The organism is Candidatus Bathyarchaeota archaeon, from assembly GCA_026014585.1.
GTDB lineage: Archaea > Thermoproteota > Bathyarchaeia > Bathyarchaeales > Bathycorpusculaceae > Bathycorpusculum.
This window is the reverse complement of sequence record JAOZIA010000022.1, coordinates 303,424-315,223: the sequence shown is the minus strand read 5'-3', so window position 1 is coordinate 315,223 and position 11,800 is coordinate 303,424. Positions and strand designations below refer to the sequence as shown.

Here is an 11,800-nt window from a genome sequence, read left to right as displayed (position 1 = left end):
AGTGCTTAGCCTATTAAGGTTTGAGCGCGCCAAAAATGCTGAGCGGTGCTATTTGCTCCACTGAGAATTAGAGAACTCAATAGCATCAAGAATTCTCTGAGAAAAATCCTTGCTGTCACACTGGTCACAATACATCACAAACACATCATACGCAAAAAAGTACATGTTTCTTCTACGGTAGATAATTTTGGGTTTTGCAGTTCGAACAAGCTCCAAAAATTCTTCGCGGTCAAATTTTACGCGGTAACAGCTAGTTTGGCTTGCCGATGCAGCAACCGCACCTGTAAACATTATTTCCTTCAGTCATACCTTTTACCTTACAGTAATTATAGCTAACACCCTTTTAATCAATATCATTGCTTTCTTGGTCTATTCATTATTTTTTTGGTAAAAGTTCAGCTAAATCAAAACTTGCAACCGCCAGCACGCTGTCAGCGCCGCCATAATAAATCAAAATTTTACCATCAACTTGGGCATTTCCACAGCTATAAATCACGTTGGGCACCTTACCAAAGCGTTCATAAGGCATTTCAGGCTTGAGAATCGGTTCTTGGCAACGGTAAATCACGTATTCAGGATAGTTTCGGTCAAGCAACGCGGTTCCGATACTGTAAACTTTGGCGTTGCTGACGCCATGATAAATAAAAAGCCAGCCCTCATTTAGTTCAATTGGCAAGCCTGTAGTGCCTACTTTCCATGAATCCCAGCCAAACTGCCTCGGTCCCATCACAAACTTGAGTCCGTGCCAATCATTAAGATTAACTGATTTAGCTAAACAAATATCTAGTCCCAAGCGGTGAAACATCAAGTATTCCCCCCCAATTTTTTTGGGAAAAACAAGTGCATTCTTGTTTTCGATGCCGGGAAAAGCCAGTTTTCGCACGCTGTCCTGCCAGTGATTTTTGAAGAATTCATCAATTGTCGTTACTGCTATGCCAATTTGGTAGACTTGTTCGTAGGCATATTTTCCAAATGCTGTGTACGCCATGATTAAGACATTGTCAATTAGGGTTATTCTTGGGTCCTCGCAACCGTCGCGTTCTTCTCGGCTCTCTGGACTGAAAATAGGTTCAGGAGAGCGATAGTCAATGGTATATCCATCAAAGGAAACAGCATAGCCTAAGCGGGATATATTGTCGGCACCCATTGCACGGTAAAGCATGTGGATTTTGCCGTTAGACTGAAAGATGCCTGCGTTGAAGACGGCTCTTGATTCCCAAGGGTGTGATCCGATTGGTTCCAGAATGGGGTTACCTTCAAAACGTTTCATAAAATAACCTTACATGTCAAAAAAATCATCAAAAAGTTGCCTAATAGAGAGCAGCCCAACCAACCGGTTTTCAGTGTCCACCACAGGCAGATGCCTTATTTTACGTTCCCGAAATATTCTTTTTGCATCCTCAAACGTTGCATATTCGGGTATAGTGATAACATTTTTGGTCATTACTTCTTCGAGCGGCAAATCCAAAGATAAGCCTTGAGCAATAAACCGTAAAATGTCCCGTTCAGAAACAAGCCCATTACAACTCTTCTTTTCATCAACAATAACAATAGAACCCACATGCATCTTAAACATAAGCGCAACGCTGTCTTTGATAGTTTCTTCTTTTTTTGCAGTTACAATATCTTTTATCATTAAATGACGAATCAACAAAACAAAAACCTCAACACAAAGCTCTGTGCCGTTTGGACGTAAAGCCATGTTTTTACTCTTTTTAGTTAAAATAAGATTATGTGGTTGATTTGGTACAGCAACACGTCACCGATAACCCTTTCAACATGCCTATTTGCCGTCTATTAGGCTCCAAATAGAAACTCATTGCAGAAACCATAGAGGGGTCTATCATTGAAGGATAAGTGGTTTAGGTTGATATGGGTGGTCTTGTGCCTAAAGTCATTGTGACATCTTGGCTTTGATTATCTCGAATTATGGTCAAAATCAAACTTTGCCCGGGCAATGTGTTGGCTTCAAGGTAACTGGCTAAGTCATCGCTGCTAAGGATAGTGTGGTGGTTCATTGCAACTATTATGTCATTGTGCTGCAAAACCCCTGATGATGGACCACCTGTGAAAACGGTTTCGACATAGTAGCCATAAGTTATGCTTGAACCTATCTGTTGGGCTTTTTCATAGGTCATGTCGCCGCCTGTAACACCCAGATAGCTGTGACCTGAGTATGAGCCAGTATTCACCAGCGCGTAAATTTCCCTAAGAATTGTGTCGGATGGAATGGCAAATCCCAGTCCTTGTGATTCAGAGACAATCGCGGTGGTTATGCCCACGACCTTGCCGTCTGCGTTTAGCAGGGGACCTCCTGAGTTGCCGGGGTTGATTGGTGTTGTTGTTTGGATGATGTTTGGGATTGCGAAGTTGCTTTTTGAGGTGTCTTCCGTTATGGAGCGTCCTGTGGCGCTGACTATGCCTGTGGTTAAGGAACCAACTAGTCCGTATGGGTTGCCAACTGCTATGACTTGTTCGCCGACTTGAAGTCCAGATGAGCTTACGATTTGAATGGGTTTGTAATCGGTTGGTTTTGCGTTAACATTTAGAATTGCGAGGTCAGCATAGGGGTCGCTGCCTAGAACAGTTGCGGCATAGCCGTTGCCGTTGGTGAAGGTTACGCTTATGCTGGTTGTGTCTTCAACAACATGGTAATTTGTGATGATGACCATTCTGCCTGAAAAATCATACACGAACCCTGAACCTTGAATGCTTGAGCCATCATTTTCAATTCCTTTAATCAGAACAACTGAATCCTTAACAGTCTCAAACAGGTTTGCAAGTGAGGTTTGGTTCTGATAAATTGTGATGTACTGAACCGTAGTGTTTTGGGTGCCCTGTAAGGCGGATATTTGGCTTAATAACCCATTAATTTTGTCACTGTTGCCTCCTGAATTGTAAAAAATAAAGTACCCAGCTAAGCCGCTGACAAGGGCTCCAGCAACAAAAATCAGAACCAGAATACCTGCTGTTATTTTCTGTGTGTCCTTTGGTGGAGGTGGAATCTGCATTTGTGTTCACCGCTTATATTATTGACAGAATTAGTTGGCTCGTTTAAGTCTTTTCCATAATTAAGAATCCGAAAAAGAGCACAAAATTTTAGATGATCAACGCCTGTCAATTATGTCTAAAGCTTCTGGACCAGTACCGATAATCGTCACAGGAACCCCAGTTTTAACCTCAACTTCTTTTACAAACGCTTTAGCATCAGCAGGCAAATCATCAAATTTGCGTGCGCCCTTACAGCTAGGATAAATGCAGTCAAGTTTTGTGAGTGCGGCTTGTGTTGCACCGTTGATTTTGGCAGTTTTCTTTGCCAATTCAAAATTGAAGGGTGCACTTCTGCGTTCTCTTCCTGTTCCAGCGGCAACTTCAAACCATCCTCTTGATAGGGCTTCTTCTTTGGTCATTTCTCCAGGTAAGGGTCCAGCTCCGACGCGGGTTATGAAAGATTTGTAAACTATCATGACATCGTCCACACGGGTAGGTCCAACACCTGCTTCAGAAGCAATTGCGGACGCTCCTGTATCTCTGCTTGTTACATAGGGGTAGCCGCCGCTGAGGAAAAGTGACAGCATAAACCCTTGTGTGCCTTCTAAAACAACACTTTTGCCCGCATCTAAGCCGTCGTTAACTTCTTGAATTTGGTCTGCAATGTACTCTTTAATTTCAGGTGCATCCTTTGCCAACAGTGCTGTGCGCCTGACGCGTTCTTCGATTGCGGGTCCAACACCGCGACCAGTGGTTCCGATGCCCTTGTTGACAGCAGATGCCTTGTCTATGTCGGCGTGTTTTTGTTCGATTATGGAGGCGTTTTGATCGATGCCGATTCGGTTTTTGGGGACTTGGGTTTGTTCCATTTCTGAGAAGAATGTTGGAATGTGCACGTTTGCTCCTGCAGCAATCAGTAGCCTTGTTTTTGGGTTAATGAAAGCCGCGGGAACCATGTGGAGTGCATATTTTTTTCCTTCATACCAGATGGTGTGGGCTGCGTTAACTGAGCCTGTTCGTACACAAAAATCTAAATTATCTTTCAAAGCAAGATATGATATGATTTTTCCTTTGCCTTCGTCTCCCCAGAAAGCACCAACAATCACTGTGCAGGGCATAATTTTTCACCGTTCAAGAAAAGAGGTTAGGGTTATTTAAAGCTGTAGCATTTAGCTGGTTGTTTTCTTATTTTTTGGGTTGTTTTTCTTGTCTTCAGCTATTAGTTCGGCAAGTTTGTAGGTCACGTAGGCTGAGAAGCTTCGGATGCCTTTATTGATTGTATATTCTTCCTTGACATTTAGCCATTCTTTGAAAAAGTAATCGTAAACTTCAGCTTTTACAGTAATGGTTTTATAGCCTTTTTTTGGCGTGTAGTTCCCCTCTTAAACGTATTACCGAACGTACGTTTATTTAAGTTTTAACATTGCTAACTTACCGATAATTATATATTTAGTTTAGTACCGTACTGTACGGGAGAATGGATTGGTTTATGCCAAGAAAAGGGTATAAGTGCATAACAGTTACTGAACGCATTCACCAAGAAATATGCAAAAGAGCGCAAGAAAACAACTGCACAATTAGACTGTATATTGAAAATTTGCTGAACGCTGACAAAAAGAGAAAGGGAATCTCGGATTATGCCGATTGTGATAGTTCAACAAAATGAAAAAGTCGCTGAAGTAAAATTCATCTGTGACTGCTGCGGCAGATTGATAAAAACTAGTGTAATGCCCAAAAAAGAAGTTGACGAGCAAAAGAACAAAATCTTAACTTGTTATAAGTGCCACAAAAAGAAGGTTTAATTTATTATTTTCTATTGGAAAGCCGCCTAACTTCTGCCTCACAATCGATAACTTGAAGGAGCTTTACAACTTTTTTCCCTTGCAATTCTTTCTCTCGTGCGCCAATTGAACCTGTGCAATGGCAAATCTCATCTAAAATTATGCCTTCTCCCTCATCCAAAATCACAGGATAGACCCTGCAACCTGAAGGGCGATCAAAGTAAATCCTGCATCTACGCTTATCTAAATCATAAAAAACGCAGTAGCCCTCTTCCGAATTTTTAAGCAAAGCATAACCCTCCTTGTCATATCGAACAAAAAAGTCCAGAGTAAAACCTTTTTTTCGTAAGCGAGCAATATCTTTTTTTGACAAAAGCATTTCAGTTTCAGAGCAGCAGATTCCACAATGAGAACAATGCATACAATAATCCTAGTATGCTGGTATATTCAGGTTTTGCTCTATACCACAAAAAATCAGGGCTCAGCCACGCTGAAAACCACCAGATGCGAGTTGTGGATGATTACTTCAGGTATCTGTTTCCACTTATGCGGCAGTTTGCATGAGGTTTATGTTAAGCATTTCTGCCCATGCAACGTTCCTGACGGGTATGCTCACCGTTTTGTTGTTTCCGTATGGCGTGTATTCGAGTATACTGTTTTTTCCGTAATCACTTTTCTTGATGCATTCCAGATGAACGTTGATTATGACCGAGCCATCTTTTAGGTGCAGGTTCACGTTTTTTCCAATGAAGGATTTGGCGCTGTTTAGACTGAAATTCTCCATTTAGCACCACTCCACTTCTTGGTCTGCGATGTGACCCCAGCATTCTTCGCATATTGGTAGTTTTTCGCCATTTATTTGGATGTAGAGTTTTATGTTTTCTCTGTTACAATGGCTTTCCCAGGGGTTTTTACAATGTTCCATTTGTTATTCCTCTGGAAGATGCATTCTGCGTTTTTTCCTTTTAAGCCAAGTGACCAAAGGAGTACTGCAGACGGGGGAGAGGTAAGTTAAAGTAACCTCTTATTTTTGGCGTTTAATCTCCAAATGGTCTGCTTTAGTTAATAATGCTGGGGGTACATGTTTTCTTAGGAATTTGCTATGTCTTGCTAGACACGGCAAACCATATTCAATCATCAAAAACGCGGTTGCCGCATAAATTATTCCACCAAAAATATCTACTATAAAATGTTCTCCAAGGTAAACCACGCTAAACCAGACGCCAACGGGCAAAATCAAACTTGGAATGCCCTTTTTGCCCCAGACACGTATGGCAAACAGTGAAATCAGGAAGGGCAGTGCAGAGTGTAGGCTTGGAAATGCTGCGTATTCGTTGGAGCCTAAAAAGTCAAAAAGTGTTCGGTATACTGGGAAGCCTATACTGGGGTCAATTTGTGTTGTTAGGGCACGTGCAACTTGGTCTTTTATGTGGAAGTCTAGCCATGGTGGTGCGACAGGATAGAATAAGAATGTGATGAGTGCGCCATAGGTGCAAAGTGCAAAGGCGATTGTGTATTTCCAGTAGTTTTTGGGGCTTTCTCTCCATAGCATGAATGCGAATATTGTTGGGGCAAAGAAGTGTGTGGAGTAGAACGCGGCGGTGGCGATGTCTATGATGGGTGATTTGATTGTTTGGATTGTGATGCTTGGGGCTGTGTTGAAAAGCCACATTTCAAGATTGTAGGGTCCACTGTGAAGGTTTGAAGCTGCATACACGCCAGTAAAACCATATAGTAACTCGTAGGAAATGAAAATTGTTAGAAAAGGCATCCAGTCTCTGATGAATCGTCCCGTGCGTTTGTTGACAGCAGCGTACACGAGAAAAACCAGTATCAGGAATTCGGGTCCTGGGATGATATGGTATGTTACGCAGCAGATGAGAATTGCAATTAGAAATATTGCTGGAAAGAGAATGGAGAAGAACAGTGTTTGTTTGTAGTTGAATGTGTCTTCACTGTTTTGTTTCTCTTCCGTTTTATCCCCCAATTCCGCAAGCTCCTTTCACTATGGACGTGCACAGCTAATTTAAATTATTTCCCTAAATTCACCCTTAAAAAAGAAAAACCCTTAAAGTGTGGAGGTTCATGAAGCCTGTTTTCATTTTTATGTAATATGTAGCTGCCCTTATCTCGGAAGGTTTCTTGGTGTGTTTTAAATCAGTTTTTTGATACCCAAACAGTGTATCTTTAATCCATATTACTTTAAATATCTTATTTCAAAAATTATAATGAAGAGATTTTTATGGCATATGATATTGCTTACATAACTACAGTTTTAATTAGCATCGTAATAACCGTTGTAATCAATAGCTTGATTGTTTGGATTGCTGGAAGACTTCTCGTCGGAAAAGAAAAAGCAAAATTCACCGACGCACTATGGATAGTACTTCTAAACGCTGTTGTCATCTACGTTGTTGGCATTTTTATATCTGGACTAATAGGTGCAATAATAACCTTCATATTATATTTGCTATTGATCAAACATTTCTTTGATTGCGGCTGGATAAAGGCACTGCTTATTGATATTGTTGCAGTAATAATTCAGATAGTCGTAGCATTTATTTTGGCTCTAATATTTGGCGTGGTTATAACTACCTTTACTATTTAGCTGTTCACATTGCTGCTCTGCTAACCTCTCCCCTTTTTTGTGTATAAGGCATTTGCTATTGAATTTCAGTGTAGAATCTTTTGGGTGTTTATGCAATAACTTTTTTAACAGATGGGCTTATTTTTGTAGTGCTCGGTGGCGTTAGAAACGGCAATTCAAAATTGGAAGCCCATGGATGGAGACACGTTCGTAACCAAAGACGGGTTCATAATGAACACTTTCGGCTACGAGCATCCAGAAGACAGAGTTTTTGCATTCCTAAAATACATACCCGCACAGTTCAAGGAATTATTTAACGTAGAAATGCTTGAACGCACATGGCAATATGGCGATTTGCAGCTTTTCCGAGCAGAAAAACTCTACACCGCCAAAAATTATAAAACATTTATTGAAGCTTTCCGCAAAAACTTTCCCGATTACATCTATTATGACCCAAGCAGAGACAAAGAACTAATAACCGCACCCCTGAACCGTATCGAGCGGGCGTATGTGCCGCGGGAATGCTTGGTTTGGTTACAAAATCTTCCAAAAAGAGACATGCTGCAGGAAAAAGCATTAGACGTAATCCAGTTAGTTGCTAAAGAAGCAAATGTTCCAATGAAAGATATGGGCGTTCACGGTTCAATAGCGCTTAACATGCACTCACCTGAATCTGACATGGATTTTGTTGTTTACGGTTCCGAAAACTTCCGCCGGGTAGAATCCGCTATTGAACGTCTTGTAAACACTGGAGTGCTCACTTACATCGCGGGCAACCGTATAGAAGCTGCAAGAAGATTCGTTGGCAGATATCAAGGTAAAATTTGGATGTACAATGCTACACGTCAACCTGAAGAAATAACCGTGAAGTATGGGCAGTACCGCTTTATTCCACTTGACCCTGTACGCTTCACCTGCACAGTAAGCAGTGACAAAGAAACCATGTATCGACCCGCAACCTACAAAATCTCAAGCTTCAAACCCACAGACGCACAATCCGAGTTGTCAATTGACAAAATCCCAATGCAAGTAGTTTCAAACATTGGTTGCTACCGCAATGTTGCCAAGGTTGGGCAGCAAATCAAGGTTGTAGGCAAACTGGAACGTGTAGAATCTACTACGGGCAATGAAGTGTTTTATCAAGTAGTTGTAGGAACTGCAACATCTGAAGAGGAATATATTTGGCCAGTATAAAACTGCAAGACCGCGACGGTATCCTAACCAAGGAAGGTCTAGTTTTTCGAGTTTTCGGCTCCAGCCACCCCCAAGACATCTACATCTGCGACGCCGAATACGCTTCAAGCAAGATTTTCCAATCCAAAGACCCACGTGCGCCAAGAGAAGGCAAAGACGGGCTATTCTACAAATTCTACAATGACGAGGGCATGAAACTTATCGCTAAAAACTATCCGCAGTACCTGTTTTTCCATCAAATGCTCGCGCACCGAATTGTAGGCGTAAACCAACGCGACATTTTGGAGGTGCGAAAGCCGCAGCCTCGACTGCAGGAAATCCTCAAGGCAGGACCAACCGACCTGTTGATTGCTGCATCTTTGCGTGTGCTGGATGTTGTCACAAATAAGTCAGGGTTAAAAACGTCTGATTTTGGCGTTTTCGGCTCCATGCTTCACAAGTTCCACCATCCCAAGTATTCGGATATTGACTTCACAATTTATGGCATAGAACAAAATCAGCAAATGTACAAAACCCTACAGGCGCTCTATGAAGATAAAAACTCAGGCTTCCGCAACGAGTTTGAATCCGAAGCGTGTATGGCGGGGAAGCGGTGGCTTTTCAAAAACTTCACTGTTGAGGATTTTGTTTGGCATCAGCGGCGTAAAATGATTTATGGCTTATACGATGACACTGCCCACAGTGGACGCGTAATCAAAGCAGAGTTTGAACCTGTCAAGGCGATTGGTGAAATCGTGAATGAGTATGACCCTAACTCCCGCATTATCCAGTTAGGATGGACAAGGATACGAGCAAAAGTTACCAGTGATGCGGATGCCCCGTTTATTCCCTCAATTTACGGCATAGAACCCTTGGAGGTTCTGTCAGGTTTGCCTGAAGCCATGAAAGCAACACGGGTGTTCAGTTACATGGAAGAGTTCCGTTCACAAGCCCGCACAGGCGAAGAAGTAATTGTGGAGGGCACGCTGGAGCAGGTTCTCAAACCCCACGGCGAAACCATGTACCAAATTACTTTGACGTATTGTCCTCTGTATTGGGAACAAGTCCTAAAAGTAATTCACTAAGACAGAACCATATAATCTTCAGGTTTATTACCCAAAATCAAACGCACATGACTACCCTGTTTGCCTGTGACGGTTTCAGCTTTACCTTGTGCAATGATTTGCTCGCCGACTTGGGTTTGCATACAGAATCTTCCGCGGAACGAAGCAATTTCTGATATGCTCTCAAGTTCGGGTCCGTCTAGAACTTTGACGTTTTTGAGCGTATAACTGCAAGGTGTAAACAGTGCTTCTTTGTCGTCGGCGATTTCGGCTTGGATTTTTATGTACCCTGCATTTTTGAAGGTCACGTCGCCGTAGGATTCGCCGATTTCATCCCATTCTTTGAGGAAACGAACAAAATAGTCTGTGCCCATAAACTTGCCCTGAAATGCCTTACGCACCTCAACTTTGTAGAAGTCCTCAAAGCTCATGCGGGTGTCTTTGAATCTGAAAGCGTATAAATCCGCCAATTCCGCCTCCGTGTACCGCTTAAACCCTGTGGTGCCACGCTCAAGTAGCCGTTGCATGGCGGCGTAGGCTTTGCGGCAGTTTTCTTCGCCGTACACGATGGGGTCTAAGTCGGAAGTGGATGTGGTTAATTCTGTTAAGATACTACCCGAGATGCCAAGGCTGCTCCATGGAATATCTGCTTCTGCCTGCAAGGTTTCTGCAAACCTGAATGCTTTTTCTTCGAGTTCACTGCGGGTTTGTGTGGTTTTGAGTTGGGTAAGTTTCTCTGCTGGTTTGTAATGTTCAACTATTTCTGTGACGGGAACTTCGCAAAGGGTTGCTCCGAAAACGTCATCAAAAACTATTAGGTGGGGCAGGTTTTGTTGCAGGTACGCGAAGCGCTCATCAAGGCTGTAGATTTTGCCGTATAGGTTGTTTTTGCCTTGTCGGGTTCCTGTACTGCTGGGGATGAAACGTGGGAACGCAATGACTTTGTCTGCTGGGTGCACTAAGCCTTTAACGTCGAAAACCACGTTGCTGACGGTTTTTATTAGGTCGCCTTCTCTTGCCCTCATGCTCTTTGCCTTCTTGTTGTATTTTACTTCAATTGCTTGTAGTTTTTTACAGAATATTAATAAAGTTTTTTTGTCAAGCAGTACACGAAGGTAACATAAACGTGACCAAGCTCGACAAAGCCAAACACATCAGCCAATGTCTACAATTGGCAATACTGCTTGAAGTCAGCGCCGAAAAACCGGGTAATGTCAACTTGGTCTCAGGCTTTGAAGGCACAAGAGTTGAACACTTCTTTGCCTCCAGCATCGCGGCGGGACCCTCCTTCCAAGAAGCAGCCAACCGTGGAATCGCCATTTCCCAAAAAACCCTTGAACCAAGCAGGGCAGGTTTAGGCGAGCTTATCCGCTGGGGCGTTGCAGATATTGATGTTTGGCAGCATGGTGGCAACACGCTTTTGGGTACGATTATGTTGTTTGAGCCGTTGGCTGTGGCTGCGGGTATGACCCCAATGAAGGTAGATGGAACGTTTGATTTAACGGTGCTCCGCAAAAATTTGGATATAGCTGTTAGAGCAACAACTGCGGAGGATTCGGTGTATCTTTACGAAGCCATTGATATTGCGAACCCCAGTGGGCTTAACGGCGCACCAGATTTGAGCGTGAAAGATGAAGACAGTAAACAGCGTTTAATCAAAGAAAACGTGTCCTTATTCAAAGTTTTTGACATCGCCAAAAGCTACGACGACATCTGTAGCGAATGGGTAAACAATTTCCCAATCACCTTCGACTTGGCATACCCCTACTTGATGGAGCAACTTAAAACCAAACCACTCAAAACAGCCATCGTACACACATTCCTCAAAATCCTATCTGAAAAACCCGATACATTCATCGCAAGAAAAGTTGGCAAAGAAAAAACCAAAATTTTCTCTCTGGGCGCCAAAGCAGTTTTGGATGCAGGTGGTGTAGATACTGATGACGGCAGAAAAGCCCTCGCTGAATTTGACTGCCAACTGCGGGAAGGCGGAAACAACTACACTCCCGGAACCACCGCAGACATGACAGCTGCAACATTGGCACTGGCAACTCTGGCTGGTTACCGACCTTAACCCTGTTTTTGACCTAAAATTCAGCCGTTAGGTCCGCTTATCTTAGGGATTTTTTAGACCCTCTCTATCTTTTGTGCATAGTTTGGCTATTAGGCTCCTAATAGAAACGCAGTCACCCTACCCCTCTATA

Annotated in this window: 14 protein-coding genes; 4 read left to right on the top strand and 10 right to left on the bottom strand. The window is 42.8% G+C overall.

The annotated features are described in order from the left end of the window. Positions 1–48: 48 nt before the first annotated feature. The 9 genes from NWF01_08395 to NWF01_08355 form a co-directional block, all read right to left on the bottom strand. A complete protein-coding gene (locus NWF01_08395) occupies positions 49–291 on the bottom strand; it encodes a hypothetical protein (protein MCW4025039.1) in 243 nt (80 codons plus the stop codon). Between the two features lie 85 nt (positions 292–376). Beyond that, entirely contained in the window at positions 377–1,270 is an 894-nt protein-coding gene (locus NWF01_08390) for a glycosidase (protein MCW4025038.1), read from the bottom strand. Between the two features lie 9 nt (positions 1,271–1,279). Then, positions 1,280–1,702, bottom strand: coding sequence for a CBS domain-containing protein (locus NWF01_08385; protein ID MCW4025037.1), 423 nt, complete (start codon positions 1,700–1,702; stop codon positions 1,280–1,282). Between the two features lie 160 nt (positions 1,703–1,862). Further along, positions 1,863–3,011, bottom strand: coding sequence for a trypsin-like peptidase domain-containing protein (locus NWF01_08380; GenBank protein ID MCW4025036.1), 1,149 nt, complete (start codon positions 3,009–3,011; stop codon positions 1,863–1,865). A 96-nt stretch (positions 3,012–3,107) separates the two neighbouring features. After that, positions 3,108–4,109 carry an adenylosuccinate synthetase gene (locus NWF01_08375; protein ID MCW4025035.1) on the bottom strand — a complete coding sequence of 334 codons (1,002 nt, stop codon included), beginning with the start codon at positions 4,107–4,109 and terminating at the stop codon, positions 3,108–3,110. Between the two features lie 688 nt (positions 4,110–4,797). Beyond that, positions 4,798–5,193, bottom strand: a complete 396-nt coding sequence (locus tag NWF01_08370) for a YkgJ family cysteine cluster protein (protein MCW4025034.1) — start codon at positions 5,191–5,193, stop codon at positions 4,798–4,800. A gap of 123 nt (positions 5,194–5,316) precedes the next feature. Continuing rightward, on the bottom strand, positions 5,317–5,556 hold the full coding sequence (locus NWF01_08365; protein MCW4025033.1) for a hypothetical protein: 240 nt from the start codon (positions 5,554–5,556) through the stop codon (positions 5,317–5,319). Beyond that, positions 5,557–5,697 (bottom strand): hypothetical protein, encoded by a 141-nt coding sequence (locus tag NWF01_08360; GenBank protein ID MCW4025032.1) that lies wholly within the window; start codon positions 5,695–5,697, stop codon positions 5,557–5,559. A gap of 99 nt (positions 5,698–5,796) precedes the next feature. Then, entirely contained in the window at positions 5,797–6,759 is a 963-nt protein-coding gene (locus tag NWF01_08355; protein ID MCW4025031.1) for a phosphatase PAP2 family protein, read from the bottom strand. A gap of 255 nt (positions 6,760–7,014) precedes the next feature. Here NWF01_08355 and NWF01_08350 point away from each other — a divergent pair, with 255 nt between their 5' ends. The 3 genes from NWF01_08350 (at position 7,015) to NWF01_08340 (ending at position 9,617) form a co-directional block, all read left to right on the top strand. Next, complete coding sequence (locus tag NWF01_08350) at positions 7,015–7,380, top strand: hypothetical protein (protein ID MCW4025030.1); 366 nt, start codon at positions 7,015–7,017, stop codon at positions 7,378–7,380. A 135-nt stretch (positions 7,381–7,515) separates the two neighbouring features. Continuing rightward, complete coding sequence (locus NWF01_08345; protein ID MCW4025029.1) at positions 7,516–8,553, top strand: nucleotidyltransferase domain-containing protein; 1,038 nt, start codon at positions 7,516–7,518, stop codon at positions 8,551–8,553. Further along, a complete protein-coding gene (locus NWF01_08340) occupies positions 8,541–9,617 on the top strand; it encodes a hypothetical protein (GenBank protein ID MCW4025028.1) in 1,077 nt (358 codons plus the stop codon). The genes NWF01_08345 and NWF01_08340 overlap by 13 nt, the downstream gene beginning before the upstream one ends. On the opposite strand, the gene NWF01_08335 is transcribed toward NWF01_08340, so the two are convergent. Beyond that, a complete protein-coding gene (locus tag NWF01_08335) occupies positions 9,614–10,621 on the bottom strand; it encodes a hypothetical protein (protein MCW4025027.1) in 1,008 nt (335 codons plus the stop codon). The two genes, NWF01_08340 and NWF01_08335, sit on opposite strands and share 4 nt — an antisense overlap. Positions 10,622–10,722: 101 nt before the next feature. Between NWF01_08335 and NWF01_08330 the strand changes: the two genes are divergently transcribed. Continuing rightward, positions 10,723–11,670, top strand: coding sequence for a triphosphoribosyl-dephospho-CoA synthase (locus NWF01_08330; protein ID MCW4025026.1), 948 nt, complete (start codon positions 10,723–10,725; stop codon positions 11,668–11,670). Positions 11,671–11,800 lie beyond the last annotated feature (130 nt).